At 51.6% G+C, this 20,529-nt stretch carries 19 protein-coding genes and 1 other annotated feature; of the genes, 8 read left to right on the forward strand and 11 right to left on the reverse strand.

Translation table 11 applies throughout. The annotated features are described in order from the left end of the window. Nucleotides 1–28: 28 nt before the first annotated feature. The 3 genes from NMQ00_RS14200 to NMQ00_RS14210 form a co-directional block, all read right to left on the reverse strand. Nucleotides 29–1,477 carry an alanine/glycine:cation symporter family protein gene (locus NMQ00_RS14200; RefSeq protein WP_255177193.1) on the reverse strand — a complete coding sequence of 483 codons (1,449 nt, stop codon included), beginning with the start codon at nt 1,475–1,477 and terminating at the stop codon, nt 29–31. 182 nt (nt 1,478–1,659) lie between these two features. Beyond that, on the reverse strand, nt 1,660–4,128 hold the full coding sequence (locus NMQ00_RS14205) for a CoA-disulfide reductase (RefSeq protein WP_255177194.1): 2,469 nt from the start codon (nt 4,126–4,128) through the stop codon (nt 1,660–1,662). After that, nucleotides 4,125–4,430 carry a rhodanese-like domain-containing protein gene (locus NMQ00_RS14210; RefSeq protein ID WP_255177195.1) on the reverse strand — a complete coding sequence of 102 codons (306 nt, stop codon included), beginning with the start codon at nt 4,428–4,430 and terminating at the stop codon, nt 4,125–4,127. The genes NMQ00_RS14205 and NMQ00_RS14210 overlap by 4 nt, the downstream gene beginning before the upstream one ends. A 284-nt stretch (nt 4,431–4,714) precedes the next feature. Between NMQ00_RS14210 and NMQ00_RS14215 the strand changes: the two genes are divergently transcribed. Together NMQ00_RS14215 and NMQ00_RS14220 are read left to right on the forward strand one after the other, a co-directional pair. Next, a complete protein-coding gene (locus NMQ00_RS14215; RefSeq protein WP_021068154.1) occupies nt 4,715–4,981 on the forward strand; it encodes a metal-sensitive transcriptional regulator in 267 nt (88 codons plus the stop codon). Between the two features lie 66 nt (nt 4,982–5,047). Continuing rightward, the gene (locus NMQ00_RS14220; RefSeq protein ID WP_016509669.1) at nt 5,048–5,479 is read left to right on the forward strand and encodes a type III secretion system chaperone family protein; all 432 of its coding nucleotides are present in this window, start codon (nt 5,048–5,050) and stop codon (nt 5,477–5,479) included. A 70-nt stretch (nt 5,480–5,549) separates the two neighbouring features. Here the strand turns inward: NMQ00_RS14220 and NMQ00_RS14225 are convergent, their stop codons facing one another. Together NMQ00_RS14225 and NMQ00_RS14230 are read right to left on the reverse strand one after the other, a co-directional pair. Continuing rightward, complete coding sequence (locus NMQ00_RS14225; protein ID WP_255177196.1) at nt 5,550–6,335, reverse strand: cytochrome c oxidase assembly protein; 786 nt, start codon at nt 6,333–6,335, stop codon at nt 5,550–5,552. Between the two features lie 6 nt (nt 6,336–6,341). After that, nucleotides 6,342–6,815: a DUF2243 domain-containing protein gene (locus NMQ00_RS14230; protein WP_255177197.1), complete on the reverse strand. Its 474-nt coding sequence runs from the start codon at nt 6,813–6,815 to the stop codon at nt 6,342–6,344. Between the two features lie 159 nt (nt 6,816–6,974). Here NMQ00_RS14230 and NMQ00_RS14235 point away from each other — a divergent pair, with 159 nt between their 5' ends. Then, on the forward strand, nt 6,975–7,919 hold the full coding sequence (locus NMQ00_RS14235; RefSeq protein WP_255177198.1) for a DUF4003 family protein: 945 nt from the start codon (nt 6,975–6,977) through the stop codon (nt 7,917–7,919). A 21-nt stretch (nt 7,920–7,940) separates the two neighbouring features. On the opposite strand, the gene NMQ00_RS14240 is transcribed toward NMQ00_RS14235, so the two are convergent. Next, nucleotides 7,941–8,663, reverse strand: coding sequence for a YwiC-like family protein (locus NMQ00_RS14240; protein ID WP_255177199.1), 723 nt, complete (start codon nt 8,661–8,663; stop codon nt 7,941–7,943). Between the two features lie 365 nt (nt 8,664–9,028). On the opposite strand from NMQ00_RS14240, the gene NMQ00_RS14245 reads away from it, so the two are divergent. Then, entirely contained in the window at nt 9,029–9,289 is a 261-nt protein-coding gene (locus NMQ00_RS14245; RefSeq protein WP_255177200.1) for a DUF4367 domain-containing protein, read from the forward strand. 43 nt (nt 9,290–9,332) lie between these two features. On the opposite strand, the gene NMQ00_RS14250 is transcribed toward NMQ00_RS14245, so the two are convergent. The 3 genes from NMQ00_RS14250 to NMQ00_RS14260 all read right to left on the reverse strand — a co-directional run bounded on the left by NMQ00_RS14250 (nt 9,333) and on the right by NMQ00_RS14260 (nt 13,246). Beyond that, on the reverse strand, nt 9,333–9,974 hold the full coding sequence (locus NMQ00_RS14250) for a YitT family protein (protein WP_255177201.1): 642 nt from the start codon (nt 9,972–9,974) through the stop codon (nt 9,333–9,335). A gap of 255 nt (nt 9,975–10,229) precedes the next feature. Beyond that, nucleotides 10,230–12,353, reverse strand: a complete 2,124-nt coding sequence (locus NMQ00_RS14255; protein ID WP_255177202.1) for an MMPL family transporter — start codon at nt 12,351–12,353, stop codon at nt 10,230–10,232. Between the two features lie 101 nt (nt 12,354–12,454). Beyond that, the gene (locus tag NMQ00_RS14260; RefSeq protein ID WP_255177203.1) at nt 12,455–13,246 is read right to left on the reverse strand and encodes a hypothetical protein; all 792 of its coding nucleotides are present in this window, start codon (nt 13,244–13,246) and stop codon (nt 12,455–12,457) included. 140 nt (nt 13,247–13,386) lie between these two features. On the opposite strand from NMQ00_RS14260, the gene NMQ00_RS14265 reads away from it, so the two are divergent. After that, the gene (locus NMQ00_RS14265) at nt 13,387–13,551 is read left to right on the forward strand and encodes a YycC family protein (protein ID WP_021068148.1); all 165 of its coding nucleotides are present in this window, start codon (nt 13,387–13,389) and stop codon (nt 13,549–13,551) included. Between the two features lie 15 nt (nt 13,552–13,566). Here NMQ00_RS14265 and pulA read toward each other — a convergent pair whose 3' ends face one another. Continuing rightward, complete coding sequence (gene pulA, locus NMQ00_RS14270; protein ID WP_255177204.1) at nt 13,567–15,561, reverse strand: type I pullulanase; 1,995 nt, start codon at nt 15,559–15,561, stop codon at nt 13,567–13,569. 70 nt (nt 15,562–15,631) lie between these two features. Here pulA and NMQ00_RS14275 point away from each other — a divergent pair, with 70 nt between their 5' ends. Both NMQ00_RS14275 and NMQ00_RS14280 read left to right on the forward strand, forming a co-directional pair. Continuing rightward, entirely contained in the window at nt 15,632–16,123 is a 492-nt protein-coding gene (locus tag NMQ00_RS14275) for a YajQ family cyclic di-GMP-binding protein (protein ID WP_021068146.1), read from the forward strand. After that, a complete protein-coding gene (locus NMQ00_RS14280; RefSeq protein ID WP_255177205.1) occupies nt 16,120–16,698 on the forward strand; it encodes a metallophosphoesterase family protein in 579 nt (192 codons plus the stop codon). The genes NMQ00_RS14275 and NMQ00_RS14280 overlap by 4 nt, the downstream gene beginning before the upstream one ends. A 37-nt stretch (nt 16,699–16,735) precedes the next feature. On the opposite strand, the gene argS is transcribed toward NMQ00_RS14280, so the two are convergent. After that, a complete protein-coding gene (gene argS, locus NMQ00_RS14285) occupies nt 16,736–18,418 on the reverse strand; it encodes an arginine--tRNA ligase (RefSeq protein ID WP_255177206.1) in 1,683 nt (560 codons plus the stop codon). Nucleotides 18,419–18,470: 52 nt separating this feature from the next. Beyond that, nucleotides 18,471–18,683 (reverse strand) — a binding site (T-box leader). A 154-nt stretch (nt 18,684–18,837) separates the two neighbouring features. On the opposite strand from argS, the gene NMQ00_RS14290 reads away from it, so the two are divergent. Continuing rightward, the gene (locus NMQ00_RS14290) at nt 18,838–20,517 is read left to right on the forward strand and encodes a GGDEF domain-containing protein (RefSeq protein ID WP_255177207.1); all 1,680 of its coding nucleotides are present in this window, start codon (nt 18,838–18,840) and stop codon (nt 20,515–20,517) included. Nucleotides 20,518–20,529 lie beyond the last annotated feature (12 nt).

The raw sequence follows: 20,529 nt of genomic DNA on the forward strand, positions 1-20,529 counted from the left end.
CTACATGCTTTCGTAGACGGTTTGTCGTTTATGAACGAATCGTGCCTGTTTTGACTTCTTCCTCTTCTGCTGTTTCCCAAGCCTCGATGTACTCGCGGCCCGGCAAGTTATCGATCGAATCGGCGTAGAAGACCGGATCGTCACCTTGACGGCGTTGCTCCAAGTAATCGTCGAGGACGAGACGAGCGACTTTCGCGAGACGGAAGATCGCATACAAGTTAACGAGCGCCATGAGGCCCATGAACACGTCCGCGATTGACCAGACGAGACCGGCCGAACGGACGGCACCGAAGAGAACCATGCCGACGACACCGATACGGTAGAGCGTGACGTAAATCTTTTTATCCGAGATGAACTGGATGTTCGTCTCGCCATAGTAGTAGTTTCCAAGAATCGAGCTGAATGCGAACAAGAAAATCGCAATCGTCAGGAACGAGGTCGCCATTGGACCGATTTCAGCCGTAAGCGCCGCTTGTGTCAATTCGACACCTGCGAATGACTCTGAACCAGCCACACCTGACAGCAAGATGATCATCGCCGTCGATGTACAAATGATGAGCGTATCAACGAAGACACTGAACGATTGAATCAAACCTTGCTTGACCGGGTGTGATACCTCCGCCGTCGCCGCCGCGTTCGGGGCTGAACCCATCCCAGCTTCGTTCGAGAAGAGACCGCGACGAATTCCTTGGAGCACCATCGCTCCGATGGCACCGCCGAACAATTGTTGGATACCGAACACACCTTCCGAGAAGATCAAGCCGAACACTTCCGGCAACAACGAAACGTTCGAAATCATAATCCACATCGCAAGTAAGATGTAACCGCCAGCCATGATTGGAACGATGATACTCGAGAGCATGGCGATCGACTGAATCCCACCGAAGATAACGATTGCTGTGACAACTGCCAAGACGAGGCCGACTGTCGTCGTGCTCACACCGAACTGGTTACTCATCGAGAGCGAAATTGTGTTCGATTGAACCGAGTTGAAGGCGAATCCGAACGAGAACGTGATGAGGATCGCGAACAAGATCCCGAGCCAACGTTGACCAAGGGCACGTTCCATATAGTAAGCCGGGCCACCGCGCCATGTGCGGCCGTCCCGAATTTTATAGACCTGTGCGAGCGTGCTTTCCACGAACGCCGAAGCCGATCCGATGAGGGCGATGAGCCACATCCAAAAGACGGCTCCTGGACCACCTAACGCGATCGCTGTCGCGACACCGGCGATGTTCCCCGTTCCGACACGGGCTGCTGTCCCGATTGCGAACGCTTGGAATGACGAGACTTGGCCTTTTTCACGTTTCATGCCGTCTTTGAACAAGAGGCGGAACATTTCAGGCAACATCCGGAACTGGACGAATCCCATGCGGACGGTAAAGTACAAACCTAAGGCGACAAGGACAACGATTAGCACTGACGACCAAAGCAAGTCGTTGGCTGATGAAACGAGACCTTCTACGAATTTCTCCATCTTTAAATCCTCCGTGTATGTATGAGTTATAAGAAAAAGTTATGTCAACTTTCTTTACATGAGTAGAATTATAGGAAAAACATCTAAGAAATGCAATCCTTTTCGACAAATTTTACACAGGCTGTCGAACAACAGAAAAAGCGACCGGTCAAGTGACCGGTCGCTTATCTTACATCATTTGATTAGATGAAGAGGTTCAAGTTGCCACCTTCAGCCGCCCCGAGGTATGCTGCCACACCACCGAGATCGATGCCGTCGATCAACTCTTCTTCCTTGATGCCCATGACGTCCATCGACATCGTACAAGCGACCATTTTGACGCCTGCTTCTTGAGCCGATTTGATCATTTCGTCAAGTGATGGCACGTTTTTGTCGCTCATCACTTTTTTCATCATCTTTTGACCAACTCCACCGAAGTTCATGTTCGAGAGCGGAAGTTCACCCGCATGTGATGGCATCATCATGCCGAACATCTTCTCGAGACCTTGTTTCTTCACTTCCGGTGCATCTGGCTTACGGATGACGTTGAGTCCCCAGAATGTGAAGAACATCGTCACGTCTTTGCCCATCGCCGCCGCACCTTGGGCGATGATGAACGAAGCGAGCGCGCGGTCGAGGTCTCCGCTGAAGACGACCATCGATGCGCCGTCTGTCGCTGGTGCCCCTGCTTGTACAGCCGCAGGACCATTACCTTTTTGCAGGATTGCTTCCACGCGACCGTTCACGAACTGTTTCGAGACAAGCTTGTTGCCGGTCTTCTTCGCCCATGCTTCGATGTCTGCAAAGAAACCTGGGTCACTCGCGAGGACACGAAGCGTCTCGCCTTCGCCGAGCTCGGCTACTTTTTTATTTACTTCTAAAATTGGTCCCGGGCATTGCAGACCGCACGTATCTAGGAAAATCGGTTCCCCGACTGGTTCATTCGTCATTGCTGATGGTGCCTCCTCCGTTACTGTTACGGCAGTCTCACTCTCTGCCTTCGTGCCTGCCTCGATGGCATCGAAATCACGTTTTACTTGTGACCATGTTTTGTAGCCACCGCTCAAGTTTTTCACCTTGAAGCCGTTTTGACGCAAGATACGGGATGCGAGATATCCGCGGAGCCCGACTTGGCACGTCACATAAATCGTTTCGTCTTTGCTGTAGTTGTCCAAGTGATCGCGTAGCGAGTTGAGCGGAACGTTGATCGAGCCCGGGATTTTACCGAGCTCGTGTTCCGACTCGTCACGGACGTCGAGCAATGTCGCGCCGTTTTGGACCAACTCGTCAATCTCGTTCCAGTGCACGACTTCGTTATCGCCGAGGACGACGTTCGATGCGACGTAGCCGATCATGTTGACTGGATCTTTCGCTGAGCTGAACGGTGGTGCGTAGCTGAGTTCAAGGTCTGGAAGGTCAAGGACCGTCAAGCCGCCTTTCATCGCTGTCGCAATCACGTCGATGCGTTTATCGACACCGTTCATCCCGACGCCTTGCGCGCCGTAGATTTCACCGGTCGTCGGATGGAACAAGAGCTTGAGTGACACGGGCGTCGATCCTGGGTAGTAACCCGCATGTGAACCAGGATGCACGTGGACGGCTTCGAACTCTTTACCAGCCGCTGTCAAACGCTTCTCGTTCCAACCAGTCGAAGCGACAGTCATATCGAATACTTTGGCGATGCCTGTTCCCATCGTTCCGTTGTATTTGACGTCTCGTCCGTTGATGATATCGGCGACGAGTCGGCCTTGGCGGTTGGCCGGCCATGCGAGTGGAACGACTGTCGGCTCTTTAAAGATATAATCGAGTACCTCAACAGCATCTCCGATCGCGTAGATGTTCGGGTCTGACGTGAGCATCTTCTCATTGACGCGGATGGCGCCACGGATGCCTGTCTCAAGTCCCGCTTCTGTTGCGATTGACGATTCTGGCACGACTCCAATCGACAAGACGACCATATCCGTCTCGATGACGCGTCCGCTCTTCAAGTGGACACGTTTCCCTTTCTCAGAGAACGAATCAACACCGTCAGAAAGCTGAAGGTCGACGCCATGGAGGCGCATGTGCTCGTGAACCGGTGATACCATCTCACGATCGAGCGGTGTCATGACTTGGTCTGCCATCTCAACAAGCGTGACATCGACGCCGCGCTCACGTAAGTTTTCAGCCATTTCGATTCCGATGAAGCCGCCACCGATGACCGTTGCGTGCTTAGGCGCTTTGTCATCGACGTAGCTGCGGATTTTGTCCGTGTCCGGAATGTTACGGAGTGTGAAGATATCTTCTGCTTCTTCAATCCCTGGGATGTTCGGACGAATTGGTTTCGCACCTGGCGACAAGACGAGTACGTCATATGACTCCTCATACGTCTCACCCGTCTTGACGTTTTTCACCGATACCGTCTTGTCGGCACGGTTGATTTTTGTTACTTCCGTCAAGTTGCGGATATCAAGTTGGAAACGTTTGTTCATGCCTTCGACCGTTTGGACGAGCAATTTTTGACGATCTTGAATCACGTCACCGATGTAATAGGGAAGGCCACAGTTCGCGAACGAGATATACTCGCCCCGGTCGAACATGACAATATGGTTCTCTTCATTTAAACGGCGAAGACGTGCGGCCGCTGAAGCGCCACCGGCTACCCCACCGACGATTACGATTTTTTTACTCATTGCTCATTTCCTCCTTTGACGACTTCACCAGGCCAGCTCATCAAGCCATCTTCTATATTGACCACTTTATAACCTTTCGCTTCCATTTGCCAAGTCGCCTGCGTGCTGCGAGCACCTGAGCGACAAAGGACGATGTACTCTTCTTCAGGAGCGAGTGTCTCAATCCATTCCGAAATTTCCGACAGCGGATAATTTGTCGCGCCAGCAATGTGCGCTTCTTGGAACTCGTCACGTTCACGAACGTCGACGATGTTTACCGGTACTTCAAAATCCATTTGACGTTTTAAAGCAGATGCTTTCATGTTATTTACCCATCCTTTTAATCTATGATGTTTCACTTATTTATTCGCCATCTTGGTAGCGGGCGTCCGACGAAAGTTTGTGATTCGTTGAACATATCGCTTCCACGTCATTAATATACCCCCTATGGTATTCGATTGCAAGGGATTTGTTTGACGAAATGGTAAACTTTCAAAAATCTTCACTTCAAACGTTGTGGCTCGACACATACTCCCCCACGTATTAAGATGAGACTACACAATAAATAGTTGGGTTACTGAACGATTTGAATATAGAGGTGAATCTAATGGAACAGTATCAATACGATGCAAAAGTGTTGAACCGGATGAAACGGGTCGAAGGTCAAATCCGGGCCATCATCCGAATGATGGAAGAAGGTAAAGAGTGCCGCGACGTCGTGACACAGTTGAGCGCGGCTCGATCAGCGCTCGACCGGGCCTCGACGATCATCGTCGCGAAGAACTTGGAGCAGTGTATCATCACCGCTCAACAAGATGGCGAAGATACGTCGGAAACCGTTGAAGAAGCCATCAAAATGTTGATGAAACGCTAGTTCCCCTTGCTTTCCCTCCGCAAATGGGCGAAAGTTAGAGTAACGACTTTTAAGGGGGACTTGTTTGTGAACTTCGAAGAAAAAGTAGAATCATTTAAAGCGCTCGTCGCTGAACGCAATATGACGTTCAAAGAGAGCGAGACCGAAACGCATGTCACATTTTTGACGCGTGAAACGACTAAATCCGGGGCACAGCCCGTTATGATTATCGCCTTCAACAAAAAGACGACAGATGCGGAACTGTATGCCGCGACGGTCACACACGTGCCGGATTACGTCGAAGACCTACCGATTCTGAACGCCTTGAACGAGTTCAACCAAGAGTTCAAATACTTCCGCTGCGTACTCGACAGCGACCGTGATGTCACGCTCGCCTCGACGCTCGACCTCGACCTCGGCTTCTCACCAGAGATCATCTTGCAACATTCATTCATGATGTTCCAAGCGGCCGATGAAGTGAACGAGTATATGCAGAAGTTGTATACGCAAGTCCAATAAGTACAGTGCATGAGACGAAAAGGACGATCCTCCCGCTACAAGCGGGTGGATCGTCCTTTTTGATAAGCAATCATGTGTTGTCGCCTGTGGTCAAGAGCCGTGGCGCCGTCGCTTTATACCATTGGGCACAGAGAATCACAATCAAGAATATATCAACCACATCGCCGCCGTAATACATCCACATCGCCCCTGCCTCCGCCTCCGCTCTTGCCACTCCTGCCGGCGGACTCGCATAAATTAACTTTGCCAAAATCTTATGGGCCGCCAATGCGGCGATCAACACAAGTGATCGATAGAGATGGCTGTAGCGATGCGAAGTGACGTCTACATAAATTAAAGAAACGGTGAATAAGTACCCCGCCGCAAACACATGAAAATGAATCAATGCATATAAAAAGATGGACTGATGCATGAGTGTATACAAATCCGTCATATAGAGCAGGTATAGTCCCCCTATATTGAGAATGGCTGCCGTCATCGGATTCGTGAGAAATTGGAGGGGCCGACTTTTTAAGACGTTCGTCACTTTTCTTGCGGTACGAACGTCGAGCGTCCGTAATAATAGCGTCATCGGCGCAGACAAGGCAATCAGTAGCGGTGCCAACATCCCGAGCAAGAGATGACCCATCATATGTCCAACAAAATTGAGATGAGCGAAAGCGGCCAGTGGACCAATCAATGTGAGCCCCACACACGCAATTCCTGTCATCCAAAACAAGTAACGACGGATCGGCCATGATTTATACGTGCGACTCGTGACCATCGCGGCGAACGGATAAACCAGGAAGGCCACCAGCAACAAGATCATGACAACGACCTCGTCGGCGCTTCCCGTCGTTTGGCCGTGGGTATGCATGCTCGCTTATCCCCCCTCCGTCACAAGACGTTTTTGTTTCTGCGTTTGATTCAACAAGATTAAACCACCCAATAGAATGATGAAGGCCGTAATATTCCAAACAAGATCGTATGGAAGAATCTCGACGCCGTAACGGATTTGATGGATTCGAAGCAGTTTGTGATGGATGATCCCGTCATATAACTGAAAGAAACCAACACCAATTAAAAGACCACTCATCCATCGCTTCATCCAAAAGGAATCTCTCCGCCGCAGATCGGCCAGTAAGAACAGTGAGGCCACTGTTGCAAACCAGCTGAACGCATGGAACAGCCCGTCTGAGAATAAGCCGACAGCGGATGTCGATCGATCATAAAAATGGTGCCAGGCCAACAATTGATGAAACACCGTTTCATCAATAAAGGCGATGAGGCCCAACCCGAAAAGAAATCCCGAACCAAAGTTGCGAGACGCATAGGCGTATGGTCGCTGTTCTCCCATGTCTCCATCCCTCCCTATCTAAAGACGTAAACTTTCGGACAACATTTCAATTCCCTTATATTTCCCAATTAAACTAAGGCATAATAAGAGAGAAGGCGAATCTTTTTTGAAACATCTAGTCCAATGTTTTCGTACGAGTAGGAAAAGGAGGAGTTGCTGATGCTGACACGATACACCCGTTACCTCGAATCCCTCGAAGGAATCAGGGGAGCGACAAAGTGGTTCACTGACGATTTCCGACGTTTGATGGCCATCAATTACGCTATTCACGATACACCATTCGATTCGGAACGGTTCGAACACGCTCAAGCGGTTCTGAAACAAAAGACTGGCATATTCTCGAAATTTCGCGGCAGCAATAACTTCGTCTGGCTGTCGTTCCTCGATGCCAAATACGAAGACATCGAACCTGCCATCGACGAGGCACTCCGGCTTGATACGCTACTCGACCGGAAGCACTTCCGTTTCAGTATGTTGCGGCCCTTTATCGCGAGTCAACTGATCAACGTCGATGAGCCCGAACGCCGGCTCGACGAGGCGAGTGCCCTTTATCAGACATTCAAACGAAACCACCCTTGGCTCACGAGTGAAGAAGACCTCTTGTCCGCCCTCGTCCTCGTCCAAGCGTTCGATGACCACGATGCGTTGAATGAACGGATTGAGACGTATTACGAAGCGTTGAAAGCCGAGCTGCCCCGTTCGAACGAGCTCCAACTCGTCTCACACTTGCTCGCCTTTAGCGACGCTTCTCCAGACGAGGTCGTCACCCGCTTCCTCGATTGGCGCACATGGCTCCAAGGACAAGCGATCACTGTCAAAAACGAGCATTTACCTCCGCTCGCCCTATTAGCCATCGTCGCGGCACCAAATGAAGACGATCAACGTGATCTGATTGACATCACGAACGCCGAGAAAGAGCAGCATCGATGGTTCCACACCCATGCGTTGACGGTCGCCTTGCAACTCGTCGCGGCAAACAACATCACGGAAGACGCGAGCGATTTACTGTTGCACGGTACGTTCGCCCATCTGCTCGCCATGCAACAAGCTGCGACAGCCGCGACGACTGTCGCCATTGTTTCGAGCACTTCCTCGAGCAACTAAAAAAAGAAGGGTTGCCCCTTCTTAAGAAAATAAATACCAGCTGAGACAACCGAGCACGAACACCGAGTTGACGATTTCGACGATCCCGATCTTCATGATGGGGATCTTTTTGCCGTAGAACGCCACCGCCCGGACGAGACTTGGTGCGTAAGCGAGTGCCAAAACCGGATAGCCGAACGCGATGAAGATGGCGACAAGCAAGGAGTGATACCCCCATGATACGTTTCGATAAAACAGGCTCTTCTTCTCTCGAATCATCGTCTTGACGAAAAAGATACTGCCGAGGAAATATAAGTACGGCAAAGCGAACATCCACATCATCGTCCCGTCCAAGGCACGTGCTCCGAGATAATAACTCGCCATCCCGCCGATACAAAATGAGGTGACGGCGCTGACGTCGTTCCAGACGTTGCGCTCGTCTTTGATTTTGGCGAAATAGGCGTTGACGAGTCCGAACGGGATCATGGCGAGGACGAACCAGACGAGACGCCACTCGGACAGAAACACCGGGACGGCTGAGACGGTGGCAATCGTCAAATACGTCACGACCGTACGCAACAGTTCCTTAGACTTCTTCCGTTGCTTGATGTATTGGAACAAGAAAAACGTGCCCATATAAACGAACAACCAAGCGATCGCGAACGGGATGTGCGCGAGCGTCCATCCTCCGACAATGCCGCCGAGTAAGAACGGTAAAATCAACATCGACCAGGCGCCGTGCTGTTTTGGAATCATCCATGTCATGTGACTCCCTCCTTCTATGTTTAGTGTAGAGCAAAAGCTCCAGAAGGCGATGTGACGTTTGTTACTGTTCTCTGCAGATTCGATTTCTCATGTCCCTGTTACATAAAACGATCGTCTATTAAGACGTTCATTTCGGTATGCTAGAAGTGATTCGAATGTGAGGAGGTAGAACAGTGACCTATCAACCAAATCAAAGAACCAGCCGTCCCATATTCAAAATCATTTTTGGCTTGATTTTTATTCTTCTGATTGCCGGAAGGGCTCCATTACCACTCACATTCACGACATCGTTTGTTCCGTTCGAAGTCAATGAACCTACTTATCTCCCAATCGAAACAACGAATCACTACTCCAATCTCGTCAATTTGAGTCAAGTCAAACTTGTATACGAGAACGACGTCGAATCGTTGACGATATGGGCCACGACAAACCTCGGCTGGAATCACGTCACTGGTTGGGACGAGTCGATCAAGTTATCGGATGGCTCGAGCGGACATTATACAGAAGTTGATCAAACAAAAATGGTCAGTTGGCAATACGAAAATGTTGAATACGCAATCGACTATTCAGGGAGTCGTCTTTCAAAAGAAGAGTTACTAAAGATTGCGAGTTCAATCGAAAAGTAAGTAATGACAAGCTCCTTTAAATACGCCATTAAAAAAAACGATCTCACGCGAGATCGTTTTTTGGTGCAAGCTTAGGTTTGATTACTGCCGGTGCCGGCTGTTCGACTACGTCGTCCGTCAACATTTTCGTAACGACACGACCCGCAATCGAGACCGCGAGAAGCGTATAGAGTGCGTTCGAGAGCGGTAAATAGATGAGCGAGATCGCCAAGACGATGACATCAAACATGATGAGAATCGTCCCGACCGATACGCCGGTCCATTTTGATAGGCCGAGGGCGAATAAATCATCGCCCCCGGTCGCCCCGCCTGACTTTAAGACGAGACCGAGACCGTAGCCGGTCAGAATCCCGCTCGCGATGGCAGCGAACAACGTCGCCGGCCAGACTTGGATGTCAAACGTGAGCAAGTCCAAGCGGTCCCACATCGCGTAGCTGAGCGACAGTGACGCCGCGGCAAGCACGGCTTGCCCGACGAAACGCCAGCCTTTCCACCAAAGCGCGATTAAAAAGAAGGGGATATCGAGCACGATCATCGAGATCGCCGGATCGATATCAAATAAATAGCGGCCGAGTAATGCTAACCCGACGAAGCCTCCTTCTGCCAAACCAAACTGTTCATTCAAATAATAATAACCGAACGCCATAATCAGCGTTCCGAGCAATATGGTAGCAACTCGTTTCATTCCGATTGTCCTCCCCGTTTTCAACGGAGAGGAGGATCCTCAGTCGTAGCCGCGGTTCCATCTGTTCCATCTCCGATCTTCCGTTTGTTGATTTTTTACATTGATGTCGCTTGTAAAAAACTCAACGCTAGAAGTCCGGCAATTGAAACAGAGGCCATGTCCTCTCGGTATCCATAAAGACCTTCCTTTCCCAAATTGCGCGTAATCATGAAATTATTTTAACACATTTTCACGACTATTTCATTAAATGTATATTTAGTGTAGATTACGTTTCGGTAAATCTTTCTTCCCGAACCACCACCAGTTCCAGTCCCCGAACATTTTCATCAAAGACGGTACGAGCAAAATGCGGATGATGGTCGCATCGATGAAGATGGCGAGCGCGATCCCGACCCCGAGCTGTTTGATTGGGCTGACGCCAGTAAAGGCGAACGCTCCCGTGACGACAATCATGATGACCGCGGCCGACGTGATGATTTTACTCGTCTTCGCCAGTCCCATCTCCGTCGCATAGTCGTTATCTCCGGTCTCTCGGTAATATTCCTCGATTCGTGACACGAGGAACACCTCGTAGTCCATCGACAGGCCGAACACGAGCGAGAAGATGAACACCGGGGTCAAAATACTAATCGTCTCGGCGTCGTACACGTAACCCGACTCGAAGATGATGACGAGCAGCCCAAACGTCGCCCCGAGACCGAGCACGTTCATGATGATCGCTTTAATCGGAATCAAGACCGAGCGGAACGCCCACATGAGGATAATCATCGTCGCCATGATGACGGTCACGACCGCATACGGGATGCTGTCATAAATCTCTTCGTAGATTTCTTCGTTGAACGCGGCCGGTCCCCCGACGTCAAAACCGCTCTCGCGCCAATCTCGGACGAACGCCTGCGCGTCTTTGTCACTCGGCGGGACGTTGAAACTGACGTTGACGAGGGCGAGGTCGGTATTCCCTTCGAGCGTGACGAGACGTTCGAACGCCTCGAGTTGCTCCGGTGCCGCTTCAGCGAGTTGTTGGAATTCGACCGGTTCGAGCCCGGATGCAGTCAAGAACGTCGTGACATTGTCAACGATTGGATCATCAGACAGCTCATCGGTGAGTGCCGTCAACTCGTCAAGAATCATCGAATCGGTCAAATCATTCGTCTCAAATAACAGTACCGCATCGGTCGACGTCTCACCAAACACGTCGTCCCAACGTTCGAGGGCGGCCCGTGACTCGTACGAGGTCGGGAGCGCATCGGCGTCAGGGATGTTCAGTTCAAGGTCGCGGACGAACCAGAGACTCGGTAGTAACAACAAGAGTGCGACGAGCGTCATCGTGACAGGACGTCTCATGACGAAGCGGGCCAACTTCTGCCACCGCACCTCGGAACGCGTCTCATTCGTCTTGACGAGACGCCCTTTATTGATGGCGTCTCCGACGATGTAGAGGGCAGACGGCAACAACGTAAGCGCGGACAAGACCGCACCTGCGACGGCAATCAACGCACCGAGGGCGATTGCTTGGAACACATCGACTTGGATGAATAGCAACCCGGCCAGTCCGACAAAGACACAAAGTCCTGAGAACAGAATCGAGCGTCCGGCCGTCGCGACCGTTCGGACGATGGCGGCTTCACGTGACTTCCCTTTCGCGAGCTCTTCCCGGTACCGGTTGACGAGCAATAAGGAGAAATCAATGCCGAGCGCGATCGCAATCATCGCGACCGCATTCAACACGAAAATAGACAGTTCCATCGTTTGGGCAAAGAAGAACAACGAGCCCGCCGCCACGATGAACGTGATTAAACCGACGAATAATGGCATGAATGCGGCGAGAGGAGTCCCGAAGACGAGCAAGAGCACGAGCAGCGCGACTGGGATCCCAATCAGCTCGGCCCGAATCAAGTCATTCTTTGACGCCTCGTTCAAGTCATCCGCGAAGACCGGCTCTCCGGTCAGTCGCACGTCTGTATCCGTATCTCGAATTAAGGCGCCGCGAACGTCCTCAATCGATGCTTCGGCCGTATCGTAGTCCTCGAACTCGAGCAATAAGTAGGCGACGTCCCCAGAGCGGGCGTCCGGATTTTCGGCTGGCCTGATCACGCCGTCGACTCCATCGATCTCGACGAGTCGATCGCGTTGCTGTTCGATGACCGTTTCTAAATCCCCACCTTCAAGCAAGACGATCATCGAGGCACCGGCCCGATCGAATCGGTCGTTCAACGTGTCCTCTACTTGGGCGAAACGCCCGTCTTGAATTGCGAAGCCGTTGCCACGTAATTCACTTGGTAACTGCAATCCGAAATATACCGACACGGCGAGTAACACCGTCCAAATCAACACGACAGCGTAGCGCCATCGGACTAACGCTTGTCCTAATCGTTCCATCCCTGTCCACTCCTCTCCATCTAAGAAGACTGTTCCCGTTTTTTTCGGGATTCACCAAGTCTTCGCAAAAAAATCCTGAACCATGGTCTGGTCCAGGAGCGTCAACGCTCGAACACTTGAAGCCAACTATGGCAAAAGCGGCGTGGCGTTGACAGGACGACAAGTCGGTCGCCCGGTTCGTCCAATAAGACGACTTTCAGTAATTCAGTTTCGGCACACACTTCAGACGAGAACACTTCACAATCGCGTTCAAACAGTTGGAACGACGTCATCGATGTGATTGCGGTCGTCTCGCCGATTTGATCGACGATGACCATATCGCGGTCACCTCCGTATGGAATCGTCCATCTCGCGTTCGCCGCGACGTCCTCGACCATGAACTGTTGATTCAGTTCATCGTACAACGTCACGAGGCCAGGTGCCGTGAATCGTTCGAAATCATACGTCGGCTGATAAGCGAGTTCGATGATATTTCCGAACTCCGGGATCTCTTCGTAGCGGCTATACCGGAACGTGTGGTCATTCACGTTCAAGGCCACGATATCTGATTCGGCCGAGTAAAGAAACAGGTCGTCTCCTGACCAGTGGTGCAGGTTACTGAACCAATCGTCATGAAACGTCCGTGGGATCGGATGACGTTCCATCGTCCCGTTTGTTAAATCCATGACTCCGTATGTCTGTAAATCCCGAAACAGCGCGACGGCTCGTCTGCCATGTGGTTCAATATATAGTGCGCACGGTGCCCATTTCCACTCGAGTTCCCATCGGATTTGGAACGTCTCGTCGAAAAACAGAAAACCGGTTTGCGCCAAATACAACATCCATCCTCCACCAACGCGCTCCAACCATTCAACCGTTTGATGAAATTGATAGTCTGCTACTTGTTTGTACATTTGATCACTTCCTAGTTTCAGCTTAGCAACGCCCGACGCATTTATCGATTTTGAATGTGTTCACAGAACACATTCTCCATGCGCTTGATTTTCCTGTATACTGGCAATAGCATACCCTTAATGTGAGAGGAGGAACCTGAATGCGTCCACTACAACTCTCTCCCGAGACAGCGGTCGAGCTTGCCAAAAAGCTGAACGTCCCGCTCGAGGAGCTCATGCATATGCCAAAACATATCATCGTGAAGAAGATGATGGAACTCGAGGCAGCCAAAACTGAAACAAACGAGGAAAAGGAGACGGAATGACGTCTCCTTTTTTGTTTACTGCTGTTTGTTCTTACGTTTTTTCGCGACGTACCAGAGGCCGAGGATGGCAAGGGCAGCCCCACCGGCGACAGCGTATTTGCTGTAATCCGGGCGGCGTTCCGTCACGACGAGTGTCGAAAGTGGCGCAATCATGACGTGCCGATCTTCAAGTAGGCGCGGCGCCGTCAAATTGACGGTATGGTCTTCGACATGCACCTCGAACTTACCGGCCGGCAGTTTCACTTCGACCTCTTTCTCGAGTCCGTTATGGTACACGAGATGACGTTCGACGTACCCTTCGACGTGGCGACTGAGTTCAAAGGCAATCACACCTTCTTCTTCATCGAAGAAGCGCAAATGTTTGCGAATCTGCTCCGTGTTCTCGAGACGGAACAGCGGATATTGTTTCCGCAAACTGATCAATCCTTTCACGTATTCGACGCTCGGTGTCTCTTGCTCGGCCCGTGTCCAGTCCAAGCGGTTGACGACCTCACCCGAGTTAAAGCTGTTCTCGTCTCCGTCTTTTGTCCGGAAGAACTCTTGACCGCTATGCAAGAACGGGATGCCTTGACCGAGCATGACGATTGTTGTCGCGAGGCGATGCCGACGGCGGCGTGTCGTCTCATCGTCATCCGGGTTCGTGATGGCCAGCTTGTCCCAGAGCGTCAAATTGTCATGACACTCGACGTAGTTCACGACTTGGTTCGGCTCATCGGCAAAACTCTGACTCGTGACCGCGCCGGCAATGCCGCGCTTGACGTCCGCCGTCATGTCGGTGTTGCCGCTGATCCAGCCCGGCAAGTCCTCGATGAACACATCCCCACGGACGCCGTCGCGAATTGCGTCGTTGAACTGGGCGATGCGTGGCATCTTGTGGGCGTTGTGTTGGTTCGCTTTTTTACGGACCGAGAGCGGCGTATCGAGATTCCAACCTTCTCCGGTCACAAGGATCGACGGATCGATGCGATCGAGTGCTTTCCGGACTTGGTTCATCGTCTTGACGTCATGGAGGCCCATCAAATCGAAGCGGAAACCATCGATCATGAACTCTTTTGCCCAGTACGAAACACATTCGACGATCAATTTACGCATCATCGCACGTTCTGAAGCGGTATCGTTCCCACACGCCGAACCATCGGCGAGCGTTCCGTCCTCGTTCAACCGGTAATAGTAATCCGGCACGAACTGGCCGAGTGGTGTCGTCAAAGCGTCGTACGTGTGGTTGAACACGACGTCCATGATGACACGGATCCCGCGGTCGTGAAGTGCCTGAATCATCGCCTTCAACTCGACGATGCGAGCGGCCGGATCGTCGGCGGACGAGGCGTACGAACCTTCAACGGCAAAATAATGGACCGGGTCATAACCCCAGTTATAATTCGCCTCGCTCTCGCGGGACTCGTTCACCGAACCGTAATCGAAGAACGGCATGAGTTGGAGATGTGTGACGCCGAGCGCGGTGATATAGTCGAGTGCGGTCGGATAACCGTTCGACGTTTTCGTGCCAGCCTCGGTCATGCCGAGGAATTTTCCGCGATGCATGACGCCGCTATCCGGATGGCTCGTCAAATCACGGACGTGCGCCTCATAAATGACCGCCTCTTGTGAAGAGTGGAAGAGCGGACGTTCTTTGACCCAATGGTCCGGGTTGAGCGCTGACGGGTCGAGCAGACACCCGCGCTTCCCATTGACCCCAACGACTTTCGCATACGGATCGAGCGACTCGACGCGTTTGCCATCGACGACAGCTTCAAACACGTAAAAATATCCTTCGAATGAGGCACGGTCGAGTTCGGTGACCCACGTCCCTTTCTCAGCCCGTTCGAGTTCAATCCGTTCGAACTTTCGTGCCCGCGGTGTGCGGAAAAGTTTCACGGTCATCTCTTCGGCGACAGGCGACCAGACCCGCAACCGGATGATATCACCTTTAAACGTCACCCCGAGGTCTTTGCCGTGATACGCCATATGGTCTAAATCTACATTTGTCTGTTGATCGATAGTATGTTCCATCTCTTTCACTCCTTCACTACTTCAAATCTGCTATCATTATAACAAAACCCTTGTAAAGGATGGATGAAACATGGCAAAAGACAATTCTTTTGATATCGTGTCAGAAATGAACCTCGAAGAAGTGAAGAACGCGATTCAAATCGCGGAGAAAGAAATTTTGAACCGTTACGACTTCAAAGGATCGAAGAGTGAGATGTCACTCGATAACGGGGATCTCGTCCTCGTCTCAGATGACGACTATAAACTCGAGCAATTGAAGGACGTCATGATCACGAAATTGATCAAGCGCGGCGTACCGACCAAAAACCTCGACTATCAAAAAGTCGAGCGCGCCCTCGGTGGCACCGTCCGCCAACGCGTCAAGCTGAAGAGCGGCATCGATAAAGACGATGCGAAAAAAATCAACAACGCCATCAAAGAATCGAAATTAAAAGTGAAGTCGCAAATCCAAGACGATCAAATCCGAGTGACGGCCAAGTCACGCGATGACCTCCAAGCCGTCATGCAACTCGTTCGTGAGCTCGAATTGTCCGTCGATGCCCAATTCACGAACTACCGATGAAACTCGCCATCATCAGTGACCCGCATGGTTCGTTTGATGATTTGAAGGCCGTCCTCGATTCGGTCCGGCGTGAGACGGAGCATATCCTCTGCCTCGGCGACTTGTATGAATGTCATATCGGTAAAAAGCGGCGCAACGAACGGTTCCACGAAGTATCCGACGTCGTGTCGTACGACCCGGACTACGAGGCGCTGCTCACGTTCCCGAGCCTGCGTGGCAATCAAGAGGAACGGATTGACGAGGTGCTCGTCGTGTCGCATCCGGTCAAGACCCGGATTTCGTTATTGCCGGAACAGACGACGCTCGATGAGGCGCTATTCTTGCATGGCCATCAAGTGAACTGGAGCCCGGACTGGGAACCGATCGTCGAGAAAGGCAAGTATCCGCTCGTCTTTATCGGACATAGTCATATCCCGGGGATTTACCGAAAAGGTCGCTCGATTCCCTGGGAAATCGGCAAGCCGTTCACCTTGAAGAAAAAACGGTACGTCATCAACGTCGGCGCCGTCATCTTTGACCGTGAGTGGTGTTTGTATGACACGAAAGCTCGGACAGTCACACGCATGAAGGCATAAGAAAAGGGACCCCTCGATCGGGTCCCTTTTGTCGTCCTTACATTTCTTCTGGAGCTTGAACGCCGATCAAACGGAGTCCTTCCGTCAACACGATCGTCACCGCTTTGACGAGGGCGAGACGTGACTGTTTGCCTGCATCTTCTTCGAGGACACGGACATGCCCGTAATACTTGTTAAACGCTTGTGCCAAGTCAAGGACGTAACGGCTGATGATCGACGGTTCACGGCGCTCATGGGCACGCGTGATCACGTGCGGGAACGCGTTGAGCATCGTTACGACGCCCCACGTGTGATCGTCGTCTGCACCAGTGAACGTCGAGCCGTCGTAGTTGCCTTTACGGAGGAGTGAGTTCGCACGCGCGTTCGTGTACTGCACGTAAGGGCCCGTCTCCCCTTCGAATTTGAGCATGCTGTCGAGGTCGAACTCGATGTTGTTGATGCGCTCGTTCTTCAAATCGTGGAAGATGACCGCGCCGACACCGACCATGCGAGCCACGTCGTCCGCGTTCGCAAGTTCCGGGTTCTTCTGGGCGATGTTGCCTTGAGCTTTCTCGATTGCTTCTTTCAGCACTTCCTCGAGCAAGACGATGCGGCCTTTACGTGTCGACATCTTCTTCCCTTCTTGCAAAATCAAGCCGAACGGCACGTGGTGCATGCCATCGACGAAGTCGTAGCCGAGTTTACGAAGGACTGAGAACAGTTGCTTGAAGTGAAGCGCCTGTTCGCCACCGACGACGTAGTTCGCTTGGACGAAGTTATACGTCTCATGACGATAGACGGCAGCTGCCAAGTCACGAGTCGCATAGAGCGTCGCGCCATCTTTCTTTTTGATTAAGCATGGCGGCAAGTTCTCGTCCTCGAGCGAGACGACCATCGCCCCTTCACTTTCGACGAGAAGGTTCTTCTCTTCGAGCATGGCGACGACGCGGTCCATCTTGTCGTTATAGAACGCTTCCCCGTTAAAGCTGTCGAATTCGACGCCGAGCAGGTCGTACACTTTTTGGAACTCTTTGAGCGACTCTTCACGGAACCATGTCCAAAGTTCAGTCGCTTCCTCGTTGCCGTCTTCAAGTTTCTTGAACCACGCACGGCCCTCGTCTTCGAGTTCCGGTTGTGTCTTCGCTTCTTCGTGGAAGTGCACGTATAACTTCAACAGTTCAGCAATCGGATGCTCACGGACCGCTTCCTCGTTGCCCCACTTCTTGTAGGCGACCATCAGTTTCCCGAACTGTGTTCCCCAGTCTCCGAGGTGGTTGACCCCGACGACGTCGTAGCCGTTTTTACGGGCGATTTGGTTGATGGCGTTCCCGATTACCGTCGAACGGAGGTGTCCCATCGAGAACGGTTTGGCGATGTTCGGTGACGAGAAGTCGGTCACGATCGTCTCGTTTCGTGTCGCGTGCGTCGCATAATCCGCTTTTTCGTCGAGTACCATGTTGATGATTTCTTGCGATACGACGTCACGGCTCAAGAAGACGTTCACATACGGTCCGGCCGCCTCGACTTTTGTGAACAATTCGTCGTTCAAGTCGTTTGCGATATCCGTCGCGATCATGACCGGCGCTTTCCGGTAAGCTTTCGCAAGTTGGAAACAAGGGAAAGCAAGATCCCCATGCGCCTCATGTTTTGGTTTTTCAATCAACGCTTCGATTTGGTCGAGCGTCAACTCGTCCCCGATGACACGGGACAAGGCTTCTGCATATTTGCGTTCATAACTCATTACAATTCCTCCTTGTAAATTCTTCATAAAAAAAACGCCCTTTGCACAGATGCAAAGAGACGGGATGACCCGCGGTACCACTCTTCTTGCCTGCTTGACACAGACCGCTTTATCGGTGATAACGGGGGTCCCCCGGCTACGCCTACTCAGGTTCGGATAGCATCTCAAAAGTGCGTTTCGCGATGTCTGTCAGCCCAGGCTCTCACCAATCCCTAGGTCGCTTTGTTGACGGAACGATCGTTACTCTCTTTTTCATCGACTTTCGTCTATGTGGTTGAAAAGCAATTTCATTATAGAGGATATTTCATATAGACTCAATGCTAGAATTCCTCCATTATGATGGATAGGCAGGACTACGGCGCGCTAGTGCCGAATCTCCTACCATACATAATTGAATTTTTCCCACATAGGAGGGAACCATGAACCATTTCCGCAAGATGTCCGTCCTTGGTTGGAGTATTTGGAGTATGTTATTCGGTTTGACGCTCATCTTGTTCGCGACAGGCGTATTGAACATGCCCGCGATCGAGCCATTGCCATTCATTTTAATCGCGCTGCTCGTCATCATTTTTCAAATGGACTCCATCGAACGGAAAGGTGTCTATTTCACGTTTTCTGAAAGTATCGTCCTCATCATTTTCTTGTTTTTCGATTTCGAGACAGCATTGTTCGTCAACCAAATCGGTCTGCTCGTCTTTCAGTTCGTCAACTTGAAACCGCGCGTCGCGCTTCGACGCTTCCGTTTCACGTATCCTTGGAATGCCATCACGTCATTTTTAGAAATCGCCATCCCGGCCAGCGTGTACTTGGCACTCGGCGGTGAGACCGGTCTCGGTTTCTATTCCCAAGACTCATTTCTTCCCCTTGCCGGCTTGATTGTTGCCATCATCTTGAACACGGTCGTCCAAAAGTATCAAGTCGGTTGGTGGTTCCGCGTCGACATCCCGGTCCGCGACTTTTTAAGCATCGCGTTTTACACGTATATCGTCAGTCTCGTCTTCATTTTGGCGGCCTCGCTCTTCCGGGAGACGAACTTGCTCGTCGTCAGCAGCATCGCCGCCGCGCTCACGTTCTTTATCAAGCGGCTCATCATCCAGAAAGGGCGGCAAGACGCTTTCAAGACACTGATTGAACAATATGATGAGGCAAAAGAAGCCGTGTCGTTATCGCAGAGCGAGGCGCAAGCAATCGAAGTGTTCCTCAGTCAATGTGAGCGGCTCAACCACTATGATGAAGGGTTCGTCGAGTTCAAACTGTTTGACCGCACGTTATACTTCGATTTGAAGACGCGCCAACCGATTGACCGTCACATCGTGTTTGATTTACTCGATCACGCTTATCCGAACGGAGCTTCGGTCGAGTATGAGATGCGCTTCGAATGGGACGCCCCGCTGTCGAACGAATTCAACGACGACTATCATAGTTTCATCTCGGTTCGGTCCGAGGAGATTGAAGGGATTCGCACGTGGCTCGTCATGACCGGCGAGCACGTCTACGGCTACCCTCCGATCATTCAACGCGAGATCGTCAAACTGCTCAAATCGTTCAACCGGACGATCAGTCGTTGCCACGAACGTGACCGCCTCTACACGGAGAGCCGGACGGACAGCTTGACGCTACTCGCCAATGCACGCGCCTTTTACGAATATGGGATTCAACAGATCTCGGACGGTTCGATGTATCCGATCTCGGTTGCGATGCTCGACATCGACTTCTTCAAAAAAATCAATGACACGCACGGCCATCAAGTCGGGGACAGTGTGCTGCAAGAGTTCGGACGACGAATTCGCCAAGTATTGCGTACCGACGACTTTGCCGCCCGTTACGGCGGCGAAGAGTTCATCTTGCTGTTGAACCGGTGCGATGTCGAAACTGCCGTCGAGATTGCCGAACGAATCCGTCAACAAATCGAGAACAAACCGTTCCATGTCGACGGGATCGACATCTCGGTGACCGCTTCGATCGGTGTCGATACGATCCAGGCGTTCGGTGACAAACGTCTCGACGATACAATCCGTAACGCTGACCGGGCCCTTTACGTCGGCGGGAAGTACGCCGGACGCAACCGCGTCGCCCATTACAACTTCTTAACGACCTGACTCGCCCCCACG

The organism is Exiguobacterium aurantiacum, from assembly GCF_024362205.1.
In the GTDB taxonomy this organism is placed as follows: Bacteria; Bacillota; Bacilli; order Exiguobacteriales; family Exiguobacteriaceae; genus Exiguobacterium; species Exiguobacterium aurantiacum_B.